The organism is Oceanisphaera sediminis (genome assembly GCF_039539745.1).
In the GTDB taxonomy this organism is placed as follows: domain Bacteria; phylum Pseudomonadota; class Gammaproteobacteria; order Enterobacterales; family Aeromonadaceae; genus Oceanimonas; species Oceanimonas sediminis.
Genome location: NZ_BAABDS010000046.1, coordinates 84,155 through 105,423 on the forward strand (window position 1 = coordinate 84,155; position 21,269 = coordinate 105,423).

The window sequence follows — 21,269 nt, forward strand, 5'->3', positions numbered from 1 at the left end:
AAGTGGCCGCATTATAACCAGAAAGCACAGCAGTCACTACCACCGGGAAGCAAAGCCGGGCAATCGCAAGCCGGATCCTGTTACCCTAGACGCCTGATGGAAGCAGAGCGGAACAACCCCGAACCCATGATGCCTGAAAACGTTGCGATTTTTGTAGATGTACAGAATGTGTACTACACCTGCCGGCAGGCGCTGAGCGGCAATTTCGACTATAACGCCTTCTGGGCACAAGTAACCGAAGGGCGGGAGGTGGTGGCCGCCTATGCCTATGCCATCGACCGGGGTGACGAGAAGCAGCGTCAGTTTCAGAATATTTTGCGGGCCATCGGCTTCGAGGTGAAACTCAAATCCTTTATTCAGCGGGCTGACGGCTCGGCCAAGGGCGACTGGGATGTGGGCATTACCATCGACATGCTGGAGTCGACCGCCATCGCCGATACCCTGGTACTGGTGTCCGGTGACGGGGATTTTGCCATTCTGGCCGACAAGCTGCGCCAGCATTACGGCAAACGGGTCGAAGTCTATGGTGCCCCCGGCCTCACAGCCAAGGCACTGATGGATGCCGCCAGCGACTTTATTGCCATCGATAACAAGCTGCTGCTGTAAACTGCAGGCACAAAAAAACCGCCTTGCGGCGGTTTTTTCAGAATGACATTCGCAATTAAGCGCGAACGAAATCCAGGTGGGTCAGCTTGGGCTTGAAGGGGTGACGTTGAATGTCCTGAACCTTCACTTTTACTTCCTGACCGTCGATAACCAGAGTCAGCACTTCGCTGTAGAAAGCGTCTTCGGCCTGGGCGAGGTTGGCTTTTTTGTGATCCAGAGCGATGGCTACCGGCTCCTGGCCTGCACCGTAAACGATGGCAGGTACTTTGTCTTCATGACGCAGGCGGCGGCTCGCACCTTTCCCCAGGTCTGAACGAACTTCAGCTTCAAATACGAATGACATAATTTTCTCTCTTAAAGGTTAGTGGCGAACGCTGCGACCGGCATTCGCCTGTAAAAAGCGCGCGGATAGTAACATGTACCGGCCCCGGCGACAAGGTAAAGCAAAACCGCGAGGTGTTAAGGGTGAGGGGTGAGGAGGAAACGGGAACAACACCCGTGTTTTACTCCTCACACTTCACCTCACGCCTCACTCCTTACAGACTATTTATCTGCTGCAGGATGCGCTTGTCGGAGATGGGGTATGGCGTACCCAGGGTCTGGGCGAAATAAGACACCCTTAGCTCTTCCAGCATCCAGCGGATGTCCGCCACCTCGGGCGCCAGCGGCTTGCCCTTTGGCTGCTTGTTCAGCAAGGCGCGGTAAGCCTGCTGCACCTGCTGAATTTTCAGCAAGTGCGCCCGATCCCGGTGTGGATCGATCGCCAGTTTGTCCAGCCGGCGCGACAGGGCCTCCAGATAACGACCGAGATCCTTCAGCCGCTCGGCCCCGGTTTCGGTGACAAAACCGCGGAAAATCAGCCCGTCCAGCTGGGCCTGAATGTCCGACATGGCCATGGCCATCGCCAGATCTATCTTGCCCTTGAGCCGTTTCTTGACGGCGTGGGCCAGGCTCAGCACCTCTTCCACCTGCAGTGCAATATCGGCCACGACCTGATTCAGCTCGCCGGCCACCTTGTCCTTCAGCACGGCAAAGGCCTCGGGCGTCCAGGCCGGCGCGCCGTGCTTGCGCATCAGTTGGTACACACCGGCACGAATGCAGTCGTCCACCAAATCCAGCACCTTGCCGTAGGGATTGAAATACAGTCCCAGCTTGGCCTTGTTGGGCAGTTTTGCGTGCAGGTACTTGATCGGCGACGGCAATTGCAGCAGCAACAGCCGGCTCTGGCCGTTCCACATGGTCTGGGCCTGGCTGATTTCGTCTTCGCACAGGGTCAGCGCCACGCTGTCGCCCTGATCGGCAATGGCCGGATAGGCCTTCACCTCGAAACCGGCCCGTTTGGCGGCATAGGTTTTGGGAATGGTGCGCTCGGGAAAGGCCAGCAGCCCTTCCTGCTCGAAGCGATCGTCATCCACCGCCTGGGTCAGCGCGGTCTGCACCTGCCCCTGCAGCGACAACTTGATGGCTTCCAGATCCCGGCCCGCCGCCAATACCTTGCCGTCGGCGTCCAGCACGCAAAAACGCATGATCAAATGCACCGGCAGTGCCTGCCAGTCCCAGTCTTCTCGCGGCACCGTCACCCCGGTCATGCGACGCAGGTGCTTTTCCATCTGGTCGAGCAGTTCGCCTTCCAATGGGGCCATGGCCGCCAGCAGCGCTTCGGCAAAGTTGGGTGCCGGCACAAAGTGTTTGCGCATCGGCTTGGGCAGCGACTTGATCAAGCCTATCAACAGCTCCCGGCGCAGACCGGGCACCTGCCAGCGAAACGGCGCCGGATGCACCTGATTGAGCAACGGCAGCGGAATGCGCACCGTCACGCCGTCTTCCTCCCGCCCCGGCTCGAATTGGTAATCCAGCGCCAGATTCAGGCCGTCGTGCTGCCAGGCATCGGGATAATCCCGGGTCGTGACCCTATCGGCCCGCTCGTTGAGCAGCATCTCCTCGGTAAAATGCAGCAATTCGGGGGTGTCTTTACGCGCCTGCTTCCACCAGTCATCGAAATGGCGAATCGACACCATGTCGGCGGGCAGCCGCTCGTCGTAAAAGCGGAACAGGGTCTCGTCGTCAATCACCAGATCCCGACGGCGCGACTTGTGCTCCAGCGCTTCGGCCTGCTCCAGCAGGGCCCGGTTGTGGTGAAAGAACTCGTGACGAGTGTTGAGCTCGCCTTCCACCAGCGCCTGGCGGATAAACAGCTCGCGGCATAGTTTGGGGTCGACCTGGCTGTAGTTGACCCGACGGCGTATCACCACCGGCAGGCCGAACAGGCTCTGGCTCAGATAACCCATGACCGCGCCCTGCTTTTTCGACCAGTAGGGTTCGCTGTAACTGGACTTGAGCAGGTGAGCGCCCGCCCGCTCCAGCCAGTCCGGCTCCAGCCGGGCGGCGGTACGACCGTAAAGACGATGGGTTTCGGTCAGTTCGGCCACCATCAGCCACCGAGGCGGCTTTTTGGCAAGACTGGAGCCGGGCACCAGCACGAAGCGGGCATTACGGGCGCCGATGATTTCTTTTTTGTCGCCATCGCGCATGCCGACCTGACTGAGCATGCCGGTCAGCAGGGCCTGGTGCAGGCTGTTGTAGTCGGCCGGCTCGCTGTTGAGCGCAAAGCCCAGCTCGCGTACCACCAGCCTGAGCTGGCTATAGATATCCTGCCATTCGCGTACCCGCAGGTAGTTGAGAAACTCCTTGATGCACTGCTTGCGAAACTGATTGCCGCTTAAGCTTTTTTGCTGCTCTTTCAGGTAGTTCCACAGGTTGATGTAGGCCATGAAGTCCGAGTCTTTATCGGCAAAACGGCGGTGCATCTCGGCGGCAGCCTGCTGCTTGTCTTGCGGTCGCTCACGCGGATCCTGAATACTGAGCGCGGCGGTGATCACCATCACCTCGGTCACGCAGCCGTGCTCGCGTGCGGCCAGCACCATGCGGGCCAGTCGGGGGTCCACCGGCAGCCGGGACAGATCACGCCCCAGTGGCGTCAGTTTCAAGTCCCCCTGATCACCCAATACCGCGCCCAGCTCTTCCAGCAGCCGAATACCGTCGCTGATGTTCTTGCGATCCGGCGCTTCCACAAACGGAAAGGCCGAAATATCGCCCAGGCCCAGCGACAGCATCTGCAGGATGACCGAGGCCAGGTTGGTACGCAGAATTTCGGGATCGGTAAATTCGGGCCGGTTCATGAAGTCGTCTTCACCGTACAGACGAATACAGATGCCCGCCTCTACCCGGCCGCAGCGGCCCATACGCTGGTTGGCGCTGGCCTGGGAGATAGGCTCGATCGGCAGTCGTTGCACCTTGGTGCGATAGGAGTAACGGCTGATGCGCGCGGTGCCGGGATCGATCACATAACGAATGCCGGGCACGGTGAGCGAGGTTTCGGCCACGTTGGTGGCCAGCACGATGCGACGGCCGCTGTGGGACTCGAATATCTTGTTCTGCTCGGCGTTGGACAGCCGGGAATACAGCGGCACCACTTCGGTGTGGCGCAGCTCCAGCTTGTTCAACGCATCGGCGGTATCGCGAATTTCCCGCTCGCCGTTCATGAAGATCAGAATATCACCCGGACCTTCCTGGGTGAGCTCGGTCACCGCATCGAAAATCCCCTGCAGTTGATCCCGCTCCCGGTTGTCGTCCACCAGCGGTCGATAGCGTAACTCCACCGGATAGGTTCGGCCCGACACCGAGATGATGGGCGCCTGGTCGAAATGGCGGGAAAACCGCTCCGGATCTATGGTGGCCGAGGTGATGATCACCTTGAGATCCGGTCTTTTCGGCAACAGCTGTTTCAGATAACCCATGATGAAGTCGATGTTAAGACTGCGCTCGTGGGCTTCATCGATGATGATGGTGTCGTACTGGCGCAACATGCGATCTTGCTGAATTTCGGCCAGCAGTATGCCGTCGGTCATCAGCTTGACCTGGGTGCCTTCGCTTATCTGATCGTTAAAACGCACCTTGTAGCCGACCCGCTGGCCCAGATCGCATTCCAGCTCTTGCGCCAGGCGGGTGGCCACGCTACGCGCCGCCAGCCGCCGTGGCTGAGTGTGGCCTATGGTGCCATCGATCCCCAGTCCCAGCTCCAGACACATTTTGGGGATCTGGGTGGTTTTGCCGGAGCCGGTTTCGCCGGCGATGATCACCACCTGATGGTCGCGAATGGCGGCCTTGATGGTGTCACGCTTTTCACTGACCGGCAGCTGTGGCGGATAATGAATGGGATGGGCCAGCAGTGCCTGCCGACGGCGGCGCTCGGCGCTCGAGGCGGTCATCTCGGCGGCGATGTTTGCCAGCACTTTTTCCTGTTTAGCCTGGGACAGCTTGGCCAGCCCCTGCAACCGACGACGAAAACGGCCGCGCACGGCACCCCGGCACTCTTTCAGCTTTGCCTGCCACTGTTCAACGGACTGCGTCAAACCCAACCCCATTTACTCGATGAAAAACTGGCGCGCAGTCTAGCAGAAATGCGCCGCGAAGGGAGCCAGGATGGGCATGGCCTGTCTATACACGTACAGACGTCACCGGGTGCCAACCTCGATATACACAGAGAAGCAGGTTACTACCATGCCAGGTATCCTCATCGTCAATTTGGCTGATCGATGGCCTCAGGGTGCAGGCATCACCTTTTGCATGCCCTTGCACAAATGTTGGTGATGATTTTTTAGCCTTGTAAACCGAATGCCGAGACCAGCCGCGAATAAAAGCCTGCCTCACCGTCTGGATAAGCCGACAACCGGGAGTAAGATGCGCTTCCTCCTCCAAGTATCTACCGAAAACCAATAAAAACCACAACTCATTGATTTTAATTTATTTATAAATTTATAATCTTCAAAGTTTCATGTAATTTCACGAGATAAATACCCGTTATAGATAAGAGCAACATACAAAAATGGAAGCTAGCGACGGATAAGAGCACATAATTCAAATAAATAACAAGATGCCGATTGAAATGACGGCAATATCTCCGTATATTGTCTGCACAGCCCATCGTTGAGGAAGGTTAAAAATGAAAGAGTTGATTATCACCGTCATTTTTACAGTTGGCGCCGCTTTAGTCGCCGTTTCTGCACCTTCCTTGGCACAGATGTAATGAGCCCGGGAAGACAGGACTGTAAAATACTAAAAAATAAAAAGTTTTTCAGATAACACAAAGGCGCCTCAAGGGGCGCCTTTGTGTTATCTGCCGTTTGTTTCTCGATATGAGTTAACGGTCCGGTTTAATAGGGGGCCACACTCATGGTGCTGCCCGACCCCACCAGTCGTACCCGCTGGCCTGCCTGCCAGCTGCGATCGGCCTTCTGCACCACAATCAGGCTGTCACCCCGGTCGGTACGCACTTCCAGCTCCACTGCCTTGACCTGATTGATCTTGTCTTCGGCCCGTGAGCCCACCATGGTGCCGGCAATGGCCCCCACTGCCGTGGCCAAGGCCTGGCCCGAGCCGCCCCCAACCTGGTTACCCAGAATGCCACCCACCACACCACCGCCGAGGGTACCGATCAGATTCGGGTTCTGATCCCCGGCCTGAATGGTCACCGGACGCACCGACACCACGGTGCCGTAGGTGACCGTTTGCGCCTGCTTGGCCGCGCTGCTGCTGTAGACATCACCGGAATACACATCCGGGTTGGCACAGCCCGCCAGGCCGAGCGCGGCCACCACGGCAACCGCTGACAATGTTTTCATTTTCATCATGAACCCCCTATGGAAAGCGATACAGTCATTCTCGTTGTTATTGTCGCCGAGAATACAGACCCGGCTGTCATCACCTTTATTACGGTATTACCCACCCGGAGCCGACTGTCTTTGATTGGACAATATCAGTCTATCCTTAATTTGGCGCAGAAATAAGCTCGAACAGTCATGTTCCCGCCGGTCTACCCAGATCAAAAAGCAGAAAACACAACGGCCGGCCCTGGGGCCGGCCGTTGCCGTAGAAAGAAGATGAACGCACAAACTTAAATGGTGGTGCCCACCGGCTTGTCGGTCAGCAGACGCATCAGCAGCAGCCACAGCGCCCAGCCGGCCACCAGCAGAATGACAAACAGGAACAGGCCGGAGTGATATTTTTCCAGCATCATGCCCGCTATCATGGGGCCAGTCAGCGAGCCGATACTGTAGGTAAACATCAGCTTCTGGGTCATTCTCACCAACGCCCGGCCATGCATCTTGCCACAGGCATAAGACATGGTGGTGGGATACAGGGTAAAGCCACCCGCGCCCAGCAGCGCAAACGCCATGAGCATGGCGCCCTTGCCATCGAATTCCCATAACAACAGACAGCCCGCGCCAATCATCAGGGTTTGCACCCCCATCAGGGTGCGCTTGCCGAATTTGTCGGCCAGACTGCCGTTGGGCAGCTGAAACGCCATACCACACAAGATCAGCCAGGCCATGTACAGGCCGATTTCATCCCCCAGCGCCATCTGCTCCAGCTGAATCGGCATCAGCGCATAGAGGGCGCCGAGCAGCATGCCCGCCACCAGACAACCGGCCAGACCCAGCGCCCGATCTGCACGAGGGGGCTTGCCGCTGTTGGCATTAACACATCCCTCGGCATTCAAGTTCGGGCGGCTGGCCCACCACAAAGGCACTACCGACAGCATACAAAGGCCGGAAGCCAGCCAGAAGCCGGCCATGCCGGTGGTGGGAACCCAGTCGATAAACAGCTGACTGATACCGTAGCTGAAATAATAGATAAGCATATAACGCGCCATGGCGCTGGAACGACGGTGCAGGGGCGCCACGCCCAGTACCCAGCTTTCTACTGCCACGAAGCCCACCGCCGCGGCAATACCCGCCAGCATGCGCAATATCAACCACACCGGTAACAGACTGGTCCAGGTCAGTGCCATGGCGGCCAGGGCCAGCACCAGACAGCACAACACCAGCGAGCGTACATGACCCAGCTGCTGGATCAGCTTATCGGCGAAGAAGCTCGCACCCAACATGCCCAGATAAAACGCCGAGCCCACCAGACCGATTTGTGCCGCCGCTGCCCCCTGATTATTCAGGTACACCGCCACCAGGGTCAGCAAAAAAGCATTACCCAGGGTAAGCAGTGTCAAATGCAGATAAAGGGGTATTAAGTACATGGCGCCTCCGGTTTTTGAGGCGCGCATTCTAGGTAGGGCGAATAGGCAAGTACAACGAGAAAAATTTGGGTTTTACTGCAATTTTTTTACTGTTTAACCGATGTTAACGCTCAACTGCCAGATAATGCCCTGTCCCGTGGTCAGGGCACCCAGAATTAACAAGGCCGCAACCGCGATCACCGGCGGCCGGGTCTGTTCTTTTCGCAGCAAGGGCAGTAACCAGATAATGGCACCGAGCAATATTGCCGCGCTCATCTGGGCGAAAGGAACAATCAAGTGGCTCATGTCCGGCTGAGCGGCCTGCGCCGAACTTTCCGCCAGCAGCGTCTGCACCAGCAATGCCAGTAACCAACCGATGGCAGAAGCGATGCCCGCCAGCGGCAATAGCGTATTGAATGCCTGCAAACGATGCTTGGCCCGTACCATGATCAGGTGCGCAAACACACAGCCACCGGCACCGGCTGCCAGCAATGCCGCCGGTCCCATCATGAACATAATCCAGAGACCATAAAGCCCCGCCAGACCCAGCGCCGGGGTGTGCCAGCTTAACGGCAGGCTGCGCTTGCCCTGCAGCCGCGCCTGATACAGCACAGCCCCCAAACCGGCCACCAGGGCCGCGCCCCCCAGCCACAACAGAAGGGTCGGCACGGCAGCTTCCACGCCCAGCATCAACGCCAGACCGAATACCGCCCAGGCCGACAGCAGGCCGTCACTGATGCGTCGGCGCTGACCGGGGCAGAGATCGCCGTTACGTAATACCCACAGCAGCAGGCCAAGGGCCGCAATGGCGGTTAATGCCAGTGGCGCAAACAACCGCGCCGGCAACAGATCTGTCATCGGTGATTCTCCAAAATAGACACCCGGGCATTCTACCTCTGTCGACGGGCATTCGCGACCATGCGGGCAAACATGCGCCGTAATTCCCGCGGCACCAGCTGCACGCCCTGCAGCTCGATGGCTTCAACCACCGCCAGCGCCATGCCCGGCTTGCTGCGCCGATTGAGGGCCCGCTCGATAATGCGGGTGGTCGGCGTATGCTTGTCATAAATTTGCGCCTGATCGCGAAACACCGACTCCAGGCCGTTATCGAACAAATAATGTTCGATATCGAGCCGTGGCAAGACGGTCAGATGGTCCTCTTCCCGCTCGCCGCGCAACATGCTGCGCACCCCCTGGGCGTATTTCTGCCCCGCTTCGTCACCATCGGTCAGCAGGTGCCAGCCGATGCCGAAATCCCGCGCCACCTTGATAAGCGGGCTGTGACCACACTGGGCAAACTCGATGATGCGAATACCCTCGGCGGGCAAGACATACCCGCAGATACGGGCCAGTTCGTTCAGCAGCCAGATCTCGGTTTCGCCTTCCACCAGCAACCAGTAACGGGCAAACAGCGACATGGGGCGGTTGATACGCACATGAAAGGCGATGCGGCGCATGTCTTCGCCGCTGTATTTTTCGTTGCCAATCCGAAAGCTCCTGGTTTCGTGCTCCATGCGCACCAGCCGGCGCAGGTGATTGAGCGGAAAAGCCGACAACAGGTCGCCAGAGTTGGTGGTGACCAGCTTCTGCCCGGGAAAACGCTCCAGAATGCCCCAGGTCACCGCCAGCATGGTGGGATGCAGCCGACTCTCCGGATCTTCAATCAGCAACATGGGCCGGGACCCCACCTCGATGGGCCGCCCGCCCCGCGCCTGCAGTATGGTGCGGGCCACCGCCGACAGCGCCAGCGACAGGCCGCTTTCTTCGCCCATCGGCTGCCAGTCGTTCAGCTTGCCCAACTGGCTTAACGTGACCGGGTGAATGGCAATATCCCGCGCCCGCCGGGGCGCTCGGCTGGTGGCACCCTGGGGCGTGAAATAATGTTCAAACAGCTGACGCACCGCATCCAGACCGGCCTTGATGTCCCGCTGGCTCAGCTCTTCTTCTTCCGCCAGTTGCTCACTCAGCCGGGTCAGCAGTTGCTCGTAATCGCCATTCAGATTGACGATAGGCAGATCCTGCGGCGTGCCCCGCGAGTCACGCAGGCGGAATATCGGGTTCATTTCAATCAGGTAGTGCACCAGCTTGTGGGCGTCATCCAGCTCGATGGGCAGGCCGGCGCCGTCCACAAAGTCGTGTTCGCTGACAATGCCCTCGGCCGTGCGCTTCGCCCGCGCCCGGTAATGTACCCGGTGAAAACTGTCCTTGTGCTTGATCCACACCGGCTCCAGTCGCGCCAGCCGGGCCGAATGCTCGCTGATGCCGGGTCTGTGCTCGCGGTAACTGAGCACGATTTGCAGTTCGTCGATCATTTCGTCCGGCTCGGGCCGGTAAAAATCCTCGTCCACAAAATGGTAGCAGCAGCCGCCCTGCCCCATCAGTCGCCACAGCGCGCGAAACAGACTGGTTTTACCCCAGGCATTCTCGCCCATCAACGCCGTGCTCTGATTAAGGGTCAGCGACAGCTGATTGAGGCCCATGAAGTTGCGGATCTGAATATGCTCGAGAAACATGCGCTGTCCTTGGTGAGGTCTGCCTGGTCAACCGACGGAATGATCGGTCACGTGCGATACAGCACCTTGATCAGATGATAGCCGAAGCGGGTTTTCACCGGCCCCTGAATGACCAGCTCGGGGCCGCTGAACACCGCCTTGTCGAAGGGGCCGACCATATCCCCCTTGTTGAACTCGCCCAAATCGCCGCCACGCTTGCCGGAAGGACAGGTGGAGTGTTTTTTGGCGAGCTTGCCAAAATCACCGCCTTTATCCAGCTGCTGTTTTATCGCCAGACATTCGGCTTCGGTTTTTACCAATATATGCAGGGCACAGGCACGTTTTGCCATGGAAAGAGTCCAGATAACAGAAAACAAGGGTTCAGTGTGCCAAAAAGTGGGGATACAGGGAAGCGTGAGGCGTGAGGCGTGAGGCGTGAGGCGTGAGGCGTGAGGCGTGAGGCGTGAGGCGTGAGGCGTGAGGCGTGAGGCGTGAGGCGTGAGGCGTGAGGCGTGAGGCGTGAGGCCAGGATTATAGTCGCCGCGTTAGCCGGCGCAAGTCGTCTGACGGCACCGCTAGCGGGCAGCTCCTGCACATGGAAGCAGCAGCAGGGATTGCCGTATCCGACCGTCAAATACCAGGGATGGTATTTGCCGAGCGACACATGGATGTGCCCGAAGCGTGTCGGAGGAGGCAACCCTGCTGCTGCCTGGTTTCACTGACTAGAAAAAGACAGCCTCACAACATCAGGCTACTGCCAGCGCCACCGTCTCGGCGTGGGTCTGTACCAGCTCGTCATGCAGGGACACCACGGCTTGCTGATAGTATTCGTCATCGACGATAAACTGCATTTCCACCGCGCGCAGCGACTGATGTACCGCGCGAACCGGCACCTTGGCCTTGTTCAGGGCGCCCACCGAACGGGCCAGCAGACCCGGGATGCTCATGTCGCTGCCCACCGCCGACACCAGTGACACCTTGTGGGTATTCACGTCGGCATTGTCGAATCGGTGCTGCAGGGCACTGACCAGACGGCGTACCTTCTTGCGGTTGCCGGACACATAATAGGTCAGGGTATTGGCGTTCATGTCCTTGGCCACCAGGTTCAGCTTCATGCGATCCAGCTCGTCGGTAAAGCACTCGGCATAGTGCGAGACCCGGCCCACCATGTCCTGATCGAACAGCTCTACCGCAAACAGATTACGGCGACCCGCCACCATCTCCACACAGGGAGAAGGACTGCGATAGTCGGTGGTGATCAGGGTGCCTTCGTGATCCGGTTCGAAGGTGTTGCGTATCCGCAAGGGAATATCCTGCTGACGCAGTCCCTTGGCCGCCTGGGGATGAATGGCTTCCATGCCCAGGTTGGACAACTGATCGGTCACGTCGTAGTTGGTGCGACCGATGGGAATCACCTGGTCTTCGCCCGCCAGCCGCGGATCGGCACTGCTCAGATGGTATTCCTTGTGAATGATGGCCTCGCGAGCGCCGCTCAGCACCGCCAACCGGCTGAAGGTCATTTCGCTGTATCCCCGGTCGAACCGGCTCATCAGCCCTTCTTTACAGTGAGCGTAACCGGTCACCACCGGCAACTGGGTGGACAGGTCGAATCGCTCGAGCGCCTGCTCCAGCACCTGATCCAGCGGCAGTGCATCGTCGGTGCGCCAGCCGGTCAGATCCATCAATACCGCATTAACACCGCTCTGGCGCAGATACAACACCATGTTATGGGCACTGTGGGCCTCGCCCATGGCGGCCAGTAATTCGCGGATGGTCAGCAACTGCTCTTCCAGCTGAAACTGACCGAAGGCACAAACCTGACGCAGATGATGCAGACAGTCACGAATGCCGGCGATGCGGTCATTAAGAAACGAGTCGGCCAAGGCCCGCTCGGGGCTCAGGCCGAACATCTCCTTGTTGATCTGGGCCATACGGTTACTGACGTTATCCAGCGTCTGTTCCCAGGCGCTGTCGTCTTCCGCATCGGCAAAGGTGGCATACACGCCGGGGGCGCCGGTGCGTTTGCACTCCAGCAGGCCGTCGGTTATGCCGCCAAAGGCCGAGACCACCAGCATGCGCTGATAGTATTCGCCGGGCTTGCGCTTGTGCAGCACTATGTTATCCCGCACCGCCTGATACTGGCTCATCGAGGTGCCGCCAATTTTTTCTACTGTGTGTGACACTATATTATTCCCTTAATTTTTATTGGTTCATTACCGTGGTCGCACATTTTCAGTGGGCCTGGGATCCGTCTTTATGTGACGCCCTGCCCAGTGAAAATGCCCGTGGTCGGGGGATACTCCCCCGACGCAGTGTGCTTTATCTTCAGGCTTCGTCGGTGTCCAGCGCATAGACACCGTCGGCGTCGTGTACTTCCTTGCCGGTCAGCGGCGGATTGAATACGCAGGCCAGCTTCATGTCTTCGCTGCCACCGCGCAGCAGGTGATTATCGTGCTTGTCGAGGATATAGAGGGTACCGGGCTGAATGGGATAGATTTTGCCATCGGCCAGATCTTCTATTTCACCGTTGCCGCTCATGCAGTACACCGACTCCAGATGATTCTGGTAATGGATATGGGTTTCGGTGTTGGCATAGATGGTGGTGATGTGAAACGAAAAACCCATGTTGTCGTCTTTCAGCAACATGCGGGTGCTTTCCCAGGTGCCGGTTTCGGACTGGACACGGCGTTCGCTTTGTTCACATTCGGCAAGAGTACGTACTATCATGCTGTTTCCTTTCTTTTATTCTGTACTTGCCCGCCGTGGCGGACAGTAAAAAATCAATTTGCAAACATAGAGGCAACAGGGTTACCTCATCCGACACGCTGCAAGCACATCCTTGTGACGCTCAGCAAATGCCGTCCCTGGCATTTGACGGTCGGCTGAGGCAATCCCTGCAGCCTCTACTTGGCCTCTGAGTCATCGGTTGCGACGACTCAGAGGTCTGAGGAGGCTTAAGACGCCTTCTTCAGCCGTTCGCTGGCGGTTTCCACGATGGCGTCTTCCAGCCAGTCCAGACCCTGGGTCAGTTCGGCTTCGGTGATGATCAGCGGGCACAGACACTTCACCACCTCGTCGTTGGGGCCGGCCGTTTCAATGATAAGACCACGCTCGAAACACTTGGAGGTAATCACATCGGCAATGTCGCCATCGCGACAGGCAATGCCCTGCATCAGACCACGCCCCTTCACCTTGTCGAACAACTGCGGGAAGCGATCGGCCATGGCTTGCAGACGCTTGGTGACCAGTTCACCCTTGGCACGCACGTCTGCGGCAAAGGCATCATCCTGCCAGAAGGTTTCCAGCGCCTTGCGCGCGGTAATAAAGGCATGGTTGTTGCCGCGGAAGGTACCGTTGTGCTCACCCGGTGACCACTGGTCCAGCTCGGGACGCAGCAGCACCAACGCAAAAGGCAGACCCATGCCGCTCAGCGACTTGGACAGGGTAATGATGTCCGGCTTGATACCGGCAGGCTCGAAGCTGAAGAAGGTACCGGTACGACCACAACCGGCCTGAATATCATCGGCAATCAGCAGAATGTCGTGGGCACGGCAGATTTTTTCCAGTCGCTGCAACCAGGCAACCGATGAGGCGTTCAGACCACCCTCGCCCTGCACCACTTCAAACAGCACGGCGGCGGGTTTGTCGAGGCCACTGGAATTGTCGTTGAGCATGGTTTCAAACAGCAGCAGGCTGTCTTCACCGGCGCCCGGGTAACCGTCATAGGGCAAACGGCTGATATCGGCCATTGAGGTGCCTGCGCCGCCTCTGTGATGCTGGTTACCGGTGGCGGCCAGCGCCCCCAGGCTCACGCCATGGAAACCGTTGGTAAAGGCCACAATATTGCTGCGACCGGTCACTTTACGGGCCAGCTTCATTGCCGCTTCTACCGCATTGGTGCCGGTAGGGCCGGTAAACTGGGCCACATGATCCAGGCCACGCGGCTTGAGAATGATTTGCTGCAACGCGGTCAGAAACGACGCCTTGGCAGAGGTATGCATGTCCAGGCCATGGGCAATACCATCGGCCTGAATATATTCAATCAGCGCTTCTTTCAGTATCGGGTGATTATGGCCGTAGTTAAGGGTACCGGCACCGGCAAGAAAGTCTAAATAGCGCTTGCCTGTCTGATCGTGCAGCCATACGCCCTGAGCCTTGTTAAAGGTCACCGGAAAAGAACGGGCATAAGTTTGTACACTGGATTCCATTACATCAAAAATACTCATCTCGACTCCTTAAAGTCCTGAGTTAAATCTAAAAACATTAAATTCGAAAAAATGCTGAGGGTCGGCCGGAAGGATCAGCCAAGCGCAATGCGATAGAGGATTTCGCTGCTGCTGCCACCGTTGAAGTGACGCTGCTGGTCAAACAGGACGTGGCGTACGCCCGGGCCGGTGGCCTGGCTGCGGGCCAGGCTTTCAAACAGTCCCCAGGAAGGAGCATTGTCGGCGGTGATGGTGGTTTCAATGTGGGTAACACCGGCACAGGCTTCCGATCCCAGCAGGGTATCGAGCAAAGTGCGACCCAATCCTTCACCACGGGCGCGTTTATCTATGGCTACCTGCCAGACAAACAGGGTGTTTGGCTCGGCAGGTTTACGGTAGGCAGAGATAAACCCCAGCAGTGTGCCGTCTTCATCTTCGGCCAACATACAAGTGTCGGCAAAATGCAGGCATTGCAGCAGATTACAGTAGGTTGAATTGGTATCCAGGGGTTTACAGCGGGCAATCAGGCTATTCACCTCATGACCATCGGTAGACTTGGGATGGCGCAACAACAGTTGCAAATCAATGGTCGTATCCGTGTCGGTAGCAATCATTTATAGTCCTAAACTGTTTTAGTTAGTGGGCTAAGTAAAAATCCTTTATTAACCTAACAAACCGTTGATAAATTGCAACCTTATCTCTGTTAAATTAATTTGAACAGCATGCATTTTATCATTGTGATGTGACCAAAAAACCCAAAAAACAGTCACAAACGGAACTTTCTCAGCCCAGTCATCACGGGCGATTGCCGGCCTTTCAGGCTCAGTCCATAACGAGCTGCTACTATCTATGCAGTGGCGATGCTGTTATCGCCACCTTGTCAGACTAAATCGGATACACACTATGAGTACGAAAGAAACAGGAACCGTAAAATGGTTCAACGAGGAAAAAGGCTTTGGATTCATCACCCGGGCTTCCGGGCCGGATCTGTTTGTACATTTCTCCTCCATACAGGGCGATGGCTTCAAAACCCTGCAAGAAGGTCAGCCGGTCACCTTTGTCGTCACCCAGGGCAAGAAAGGGCCACAAGCCGAAGAAGTAGAACTGGCTTGATCTCGTATCAGGCGGCACCCTGGTGCCGCCTAGTCATTGTTTGAACACCAGACATCATCGGGTTATCCTGCACCGACCAGGTTTTCGAGTCTTTCACCTCCAGTCGGTATCCCATGACCAAATTATTTATATCCCTTTGCTTCTTGATTGTATCCATACCCCTGTTCGCTCAGGAAAAGCCTGCCGTGCCCGCCGAAACGCGCATTCCGCTTACGCCCTTTATGGAGCGCTATATACTGGATGAGCTGAAGGCCGTGCGTACCGAAATGGCCCGTTTTCAGGTCAGCGTCACCGAAGACGTCGTTCAAAAAGAACTGGCGGTGGCCGACAAGGCCATCAGCTACGCCAACGTCACCGTGACTTATTTTTTCTACCTGCTGGCGGGCGCCGCCTCGGTGCTGGCCATCGTGGGCTGGCAATCGTTGCGGGAACTGAAAAAAACCGCTCGTGAATATGCCGAAACCGAGATGAAAAAAATCACCAGTACCTACGAACACAAGCTGAAGCAGATAGAGCGCGAACTGCAGCGAAAAACCAAGGTTATTGCGGAAAACTATCGGGAAATTGAACGCTTCCAGGAAATTCACGGCCTATGGCTTCGCGCCAGTCAGGAGCAGAGCCCCCAGGCTAAAATTGATATCTACGATCAGATCCTGGACATCAAACCCGGCGATCTGGACGCCCTGACTCACAAGGCCGACGCCGCCCTGATGATGAACGAGCGCCAGTGGGCACTGAGCCTGTGTAACCGGGTACTGCAGGTCGACCAGCAGAATGCTCATGCCTTGTATCAACGTGCCTGTGCCCATGCGGGCGTGGGTAACGAAGATCAGGCACTGTCCGATCTGGAGCTGGCGGTACAGAGCAATGTGCATCTGCGTAGCGTGGCCGCCGATGATGAAGAATTCGATCCGCTGCGTCAGCACCCCCGCTTTATCGAGCTGACCAGTGACAGCTCCGATCACAGTGGTGGAGATAGTGACGTGGAAGCCAAAAAACAGGCATGAAAATATTTTTAATAACACGTGAAAAAAATTGATTTTGCATACCGGGATCAGCTGCCATACTTTGCGCGAATCATAGAGCCACATAGAGTGAGAATGAACATGAGCTTTGAGTCAACCAAGCCGTTTCAGGACTTCGCCCATTTTCCTCGCGGTCTGCGTCGTTGTGGCGAATTTACCGTCGCGGAAGCACAACTGCTTGAGCAGTCCGGCCATGCCATGCTGGCGTTGTATACCGGACAACGGGCACCGAATTGCGATGACGAGCAGCGTTTTTTCGAACAGGTGCAGCAAGGTGCCGCCACCGAAAGCCGCCATGCCAAGGTCTGGTTGAAATACCTGAAAGTCATCGGTCCAAAACGTGTGCACCGCCTGTGCTCCCCCATGACCGCAGGTAGTGGCAGCGACGACGACTACGAACCGGCTGAAGACAGTGCCGAATAACCCCCTTCGTATCGGGTCGCCCGCATAATGTCGTCAAAAAGGCCGGAACCGCTCCGGCCTTTTTGTTGCCTATGCTCCGTCCGAATCCTCACCACGCTTTGCCCGCCATCGCCACAAGATGATACTCTAGCAACAAACATCAAGCATGACCCACAGCGATAAAGACATCACATCATGAGCAATCACGCAGCACAGCCCACTTTTTTGTTCCACGACTACGAGACCGCAGGCATCAATCCGGCGCAAGACAGGCCGGTGCAGTTTGCCGCCATTCGTACCGATGCCGAGCTGAACGAAATTGGCGAGCCGCTGATGTTCTATTGCCGCTTGCCGGTCGACTATCTCCCCTCGCCCGAGGCAACACTGATCACCGGCATTACGCCGCAAAAAGCGCAGCAGGAAGGGGTGTGCGAAGCCGAGTTTATCCAGCGCATTCACGAGCAATTCAGCCAGGCCGGCACCTGTATTCTTGGCTACAACAACATTCGCTTTGACGATGAAGTCACCCGCTATACCCTGTATCGCAACTTCTACGATCCCTATGCCTACAGCTGGCAACAGGGCAACTCACGCTGGGATCTGCTGGATGTGGTGCGCACCTTCTATGCCCTGCGCCCGGACGGCATCCACTGGCCGGAAGACGAAGACGGCAAACCCAGCTTCAGGCTGGAACGGCTGACCGAAGCCAACGGTATCGATCACGGCAATGCCCACGACGCCCTGGCCGATGTGCGCGCCACCATCAGTCTGGCCCGCTTGCTGCGCCAGGCTCAACCCAAGCTGTTCGACTATCTGTTCGATCTGCGCAGCAAGCACAAGGTAAAGGCGCTGATTGACGTCATCAACAACAAGCCGCTGGTGCATGTGTCCGGCATGTTTTCTGCTTGGCAGGGCTGCGCCAGCTGGGTTGCCCCCCTGGCCTGGCATCCGGACAACGCCAACGCGGTGATTTGCGTCAATCTGGCCATGGATCTGACACCGCTGGTCGAACTGACGCCGGAGCAGCTACACGAACGGCTTTATACCAAACGGGCCTATCTGGGCGAGTTGCCGCCGGTGCCGGTGAAACTGGTGCATATCAACAAGTGTCCGGCGCTGGCCAAGGCGGCGGCACTGTCCGAGCAAAGGGCCGACGAACTGGGTATCGACAGAAACCGGTGCCGGCACAGCCTGGATCTGTTGCGCCGGCATCCGGAAATTCGCGAAAAGGTAGTAGCGCTTTATCAGCTACAGCGGGATTTCCCCCCCATCACCGATGTGGATGCGGCGCTCTATCAGGGTGGTTTCTTCGGCGAGGCCGACAAGGCCGCCATGGCCATGGTGCGCAACAGCACGCCGGATGCCCTCGCCGATCTGCCATTGCAGTTCAACGATGACCGCCTGCCCGAGCTGCTGTTTCGCTACCGGGCTCGCAACTACCCGCATACGCTGAATGAGCAGGAATGGCAGCGCTGGCAACTGCATTGTCAGGATCGGCTGTCGGCCCTGGCCGAGCCCTACATGCACCGACTGGAACAATTGGTGATTGAGCATCAGGAAGATGAAAACAAGCTGGCACTGCTGCAGGCGGTGGCCCGTTATGTTCAATCCCTTTAAGAGCCGTCACATGAAACTGATCCGCGACTTTGTGGTATTGCTGTCCTGCCTGATGGTGGGCAAGGGCATGGCGGCACTGTTGCCCTTTGCCTTTCCGGGCAGCATTCTCGGTTTGTTACTACTGTTTTTTCTGCTAAGCACCCAGTTGCTTCCCCTGAGCTGGATCCATGACGGCGGTCAGCTGATCCTGCGCCATATGGCCTTGCTGTTTATTCCTGTCGCCGTGGGTCTGCTCGGCTATACCGACTTGCTGAGCGACGGCCTGGGGTTGATTATCAGCTCCGCTCTCAGCGGCCTGGTGCTGATCCTGCTGGTGGTAGGGCGTCTCTATCAGAGAATGCTGTCATGATGGCCTGGCTCGCGATTCCACTCACTGCCCTTTTCTATCTGCTGACCAGGAAACTGGCCCGCAAGGTAAAAAGCCCGCTGGTAAATACCATCATGCTGCCGGCGCTGGCCATCATCGCCCTGTTGTTACTGACCGGACAGGATCCGGCCGATTACCAGACCGGCGTGAGACCACTTAGCCTGCTGCTGGAGCTGGCGGTGGTCGCCTTTGCCCTGCCACTGTACCAGCAGGCCGCCAAAATCCGCCGCCAGCTGGGGCCCATCTTGTTGTGCTGCTGCCTGTCGGTGTTGATTTCGGTAGGCACTACCCTGCTGATCGGCGGCCTGATGCAGGCACAACCCCAGTTGCTGGCTTCCATCGCCACCAAATCGATTACCACGCCGTTGGCCATGAGCGTTAGCCAGAGCATGGGCGGCATTCCCGCCATCGCCGCCGGGCTGGTGATCATTGTCGGCATGATGGGCGCCATCATCGGCTTTCCGCTGATGCGGCTTGCCGGCATTCACCACCCCGAAGCCCAGGGCCTGGCCATGGGCGCCGGCGCTCACGCCATCGGCACCGGTGCCGCCGCCGAGGTCGGAAACGTACAGGGCGCCTTTTCCTCGCTGGCCATGGTGGTATGCGGCATCGCCACCGCCGTGCTGGCCCCGCCACTGTTTCATCTGTATCTTTGGTGTATTGCTTAAATCGCAGAAGGCGCTGACCGATGACCCATGAGGCACTCAAATCATCACTACAGCAGCACCGGCTCGAACATCTGTGTCGCTTCAGCCCGGAGCAAATCACCACGCTGCTACAAGAAACGCAACTGGGAGAAGATACGCTGGCGCTTGCCCTGTTACCGCTGGCCCGGCAAAAATCACAGGTTCCGGTCTCCGGCTTTCGGGTGGGGGCCATCGCTATTGGCGGTTCCGGTCACTGGTATCTGGGCGCCAACATGGAAACCGCCGGCCTGCCCTTGAGCAGCGCACTACATGCAGAGCAGGCGGCCATTGGCCATGCGGCGCTTTTTGATGAGCATCACATCGAGAAAGTGATTGTCAGCGCCAGCCCCTGCGGCCACTGTCGCCAGTTTATGCACGAGCTCAATCAAACCAGTCTGATGCTGGTATTGCCCGACGATCACTTCATGCTGGCCGAGCTGCTGCCCCATGCCTTTGGCCCGGCGGATCTGGGGCAGACTTACGGCATGCTCAACGGACCGGCCGGTGCGCTTGGGCAACAACAAAAGCCACCGCAAACAGAGCATAACCTGGCTTGCCTGGCCGCCCAGGACGAAGCCAACGCCAGTTATGCGCCTTATAGCCATAATCGCGCGGGGGTGGCGTTATTGCTGGAAGACGGTCAGCTCTGTCGCGGTCGTTACCTTGAGAACGCGGCCTTTAATCCCAGCCTGGGCCCCATGCAGCTTGCCCTGAGTCAGCTGTTTTTACAGGGCTATACCGCCGATAAAATCCGCCGCGCATTTATTGTGGAAGCCAAGGCAGAGGTACAGCAATATGATGCCGCCGCCCAACTGCTGAGCCGTCTGAGTGCGGTCACGCTCGAGCGACTGGTTCTGGACACAGTGCGGGGTGAGGAGTAAAGCGTGAGGAGTGAGGAGTGAGGGGGAAACGGCGCCAAACCGAGATCATGCATACCACCCCTCACAACAGTATCAATCGGCGAAGGTCTTGCGCCCCATGAAGGAGTGGCTGAGGGTGTTGCCGTCCACCAGGTCCAGCTCGCCGCCGATGGGCACGCCGTGGGCGATACGGCTGACGCCAACGCCATGGCTGCGGGCGATATCGGCGATGAAATAGGCAGTTGCCTCTCCTTCTACCGTCGGGTTGGTCGCCAGGATCAGCTCTTCAAACGACTCGGCTGCCAGCCAGTCGGCCAGGTTATCCAGTCCCAGCTCTTCCGGCCCTACCCCGTCAAGCGGCGACAGATGCCCCATCAGCACAAAGTAACGTCCCTGATACTGACCGGTCTGCTCAATGGCCACCACATCGGCCGGGCTTTCGACGATACAGAGCTGACCGCTGATGGCCCGTTTGGGATTGGCACAAATCGGACACGTCTCTTCTTCGGTGAAGGTGCGACACTGACGGCAATGGCCAATCTTCTCCAGCGCCTGATCCAGCACATGGGCCAGACGACGGCCACCGGCGCGCTGACGCTCCAGCAGGGCAAAGGCCATTCGCTGAGCCGACTTGGGCCCGACCCCGGGCAGCACTTGCAGGCTCTTGATCAATTCATCCAACAGGGGGCTAAAACGCATGAGGTTACTCTTGGGGGGAAAGCTGAACGCTAGAAGCTAGAAGCTAGAAGCTAGAAGCTAGAAGCTAGAAGCTAGAAGCTAGAAGCTAGAAGCTGAAAGATAAGCAACAGCGTGCTCAGCCACCAGTG

20 protein-coding genes are annotated in these 21,269 nt (G+C 57.6%); 8 read left to right on the plus strand and 12 right to left on the minus strand.

Annotated elements, in window-relative coordinates:
* The first annotated feature begins 126 nt into the window (after window positions 1-126).
* Window positions 127-606, plus strand: a complete 480-nt coding sequence (locus ABD827_RS16335) for an NYN domain-containing protein (RefSeq protein WP_344965738.1) — start codon at window positions 127-129, stop codon at window positions 604-606.
* A gap of 55 nt (window positions 607-661) precedes the next feature.
* Here the strand turns inward: ABD827_RS16335 and rplY are convergent, their stop codons facing one another.
* The 11 genes from rplY to ectA all read right to left on the minus strand — a co-directional run bounded on the left by rplY (window position 662) and on the right by ectA (window position 14,986).
* Window positions 662-949, minus strand: a complete 288-nt coding sequence (gene rplY / locus ABD827_RS16340) for a 50S ribosomal protein L25 (protein ID WP_298718770.1) — start codon at window positions 947-949, stop codon at window positions 662-664.
* Window positions 950-1,142: 193 nt separating this feature from the next.
* Window positions 1,143-5,018, minus strand: coding sequence for an ATP-dependent RNA helicase HrpA (gene hrpA, locus ABD827_RS16345; RefSeq protein ID WP_425568012.1), 3,876 nt, complete (start codon window positions 5,016-5,018; stop codon window positions 1,143-1,145).
* Between the two features lie 801 nt (window positions 5,019-5,819).
* The gene (locus tag ABD827_RS16350; protein ID WP_298718766.1) at window positions 5,820-6,296 is read right to left on the minus strand and encodes an outer membrane lipoprotein; all 477 of its coding nucleotides are present in this window, start codon (window positions 6,294-6,296) and stop codon (window positions 5,820-5,822) included.
* A gap of 263 nt (window positions 6,297-6,559) precedes the next feature.
* Window positions 6,560-7,696: an MFS transporter gene (locus tag ABD827_RS16355; protein ID WP_298718764.1), complete on the minus strand. Its 1,137-nt coding sequence runs from the start codon at window positions 7,694-7,696 to the stop codon at window positions 6,560-6,562.
* A gap of 93 nt (window positions 7,697-7,789) precedes the next feature.
* Window positions 7,790-8,533 carry a hypothetical protein gene (locus ABD827_RS16360; protein ID WP_344965740.1) on the minus strand — a complete coding sequence of 248 codons (744 nt, stop codon included), beginning with the start codon at window positions 8,531-8,533 and terminating at the stop codon, window positions 7,790-7,792.
* A 32-nt stretch (window positions 8,534-8,565) separates the two neighbouring features.
* Window positions 8,566-10,188: a DUF2813 domain-containing protein gene (locus tag ABD827_RS16365; protein ID WP_298718759.1), complete on the minus strand. Its 1,623-nt coding sequence runs from the start codon at window positions 10,186-10,188 to the stop codon at window positions 8,566-8,568.
* 47 nt (window positions 10,189-10,235) lie between these two features.
* The gene (ppiC, locus tag ABD827_RS16370) at window positions 10,236-10,517 is read right to left on the minus strand and encodes a peptidylprolyl isomerase PpiC (protein ID WP_344965741.1); all 282 of its coding nucleotides are present in this window, start codon (window positions 10,515-10,517) and stop codon (window positions 10,236-10,238) included.
* 396 nt (window positions 10,518-10,913) lie between these two features.
* The gene (locus ABD827_RS16375) at window positions 10,914-12,350 is read right to left on the minus strand and encodes an aspartate kinase (RefSeq protein ID WP_344965742.1); all 1,437 of its coding nucleotides are present in this window, start codon (window positions 12,348-12,350) and stop codon (window positions 10,914-10,916) included.
* A gap of 142 nt (window positions 12,351-12,492) precedes the next feature.
* Entirely contained in the window at window positions 12,493-12,894 is a 402-nt protein-coding gene (locus tag ABD827_RS16380; RefSeq protein ID WP_344965743.1) for an ectoine synthase, read from the minus strand.
* 227 nt (window positions 12,895-13,121) lie between these two features.
* Window positions 13,122-14,393 (minus strand): diaminobutyrate--2-oxoglutarate transaminase, encoded by a 1,272-nt coding sequence (ectB, locus tag ABD827_RS16385; protein WP_344965745.1) that lies wholly within the window; start codon window positions 14,391-14,393, stop codon window positions 13,122-13,124.
* Between the two features lie 74 nt (window positions 14,394-14,467).
* Complete coding sequence (ectA, locus tag ABD827_RS16390) at window positions 14,468-14,986, minus strand: diaminobutyrate acetyltransferase (protein WP_298718752.1); 519 nt, start codon at window positions 14,984-14,986, stop codon at window positions 14,468-14,470.
* Window positions 14,987-15,275: 289 nt separating this feature from the next.
* Here ectA and ABD827_RS16395 point away from each other — a divergent pair, with 289 nt between their 5' ends.
* The 7 genes from ABD827_RS16395 (at window position 15,276) to cdd (ending at window position 20,463) form a co-directional block, all read left to right on the plus strand.
* Window positions 15,276-15,485, plus strand: a complete 210-nt coding sequence (locus tag ABD827_RS16395; RefSeq protein ID WP_104487633.1) for a cold-shock protein — start codon at window positions 15,276-15,278, stop codon at window positions 15,483-15,485.
* A gap of 185 nt (window positions 15,486-15,670) precedes the next feature.
* A complete protein-coding gene (locus ABD827_RS16400) occupies window positions 15,671-16,492 on the plus strand; it encodes a tetratricopeptide repeat protein (RefSeq protein ID WP_344965746.1) in 822 nt (273 codons plus the stop codon).
* 99 nt (window positions 16,493-16,591) lie between these two features.
* Entirely contained in the window at window positions 16,592-16,933 is a 342-nt protein-coding gene (locus ABD827_RS16405; protein ID WP_298718750.1) for a MaoP family protein, read from the plus strand.
* A gap of 174 nt (window positions 16,934-17,107) precedes the next feature.
* Entirely contained in the window at window positions 17,108-18,529 is a 1,422-nt protein-coding gene (gene sbcB / locus ABD827_RS16410) for an exodeoxyribonuclease I (RefSeq protein WP_344965747.1), read from the plus strand.
* Window positions 18,530-18,539: 10 nt separating this feature from the next.
* Entirely contained in the window at window positions 18,540-18,878 is a 339-nt protein-coding gene (locus ABD827_RS16415; RefSeq protein ID WP_344965748.1) for a CidA/LrgA family protein, read from the plus strand.
* The gene (locus tag ABD827_RS16420) at window positions 18,875-19,564 is read left to right on the plus strand and encodes an LrgB family protein (RefSeq protein WP_298718747.1); all 690 of its coding nucleotides are present in this window, start codon (window positions 18,875-18,877) and stop codon (window positions 19,562-19,564) included. Before ABD827_RS16415 ends, ABD827_RS16420 begins: the two co-directional genes overlap by 4 nt.
* Before the next feature lie 20 nt (window positions 19,565-19,584).
* Window positions 19,585-20,463 (plus strand): cytidine deaminase, encoded by an 879-nt coding sequence (cdd, locus tag ABD827_RS16425; RefSeq protein WP_344965749.1) that lies wholly within the window; start codon window positions 19,585-19,587, stop codon window positions 20,461-20,463.
* Window positions 20,464-20,535: 72 nt separating this feature from the next.
* On the opposite strand, the gene recR is transcribed toward cdd, so the two are convergent.
* Window positions 20,536-21,141, minus strand: a complete 606-nt coding sequence (gene recR / locus ABD827_RS16430) for a recombination mediator RecR (protein WP_344965750.1) — start codon at window positions 21,139-21,141, stop codon at window positions 20,536-20,538.
* Between the last annotated feature and the right edge of the window lie 128 nt (window positions 21,142-21,269).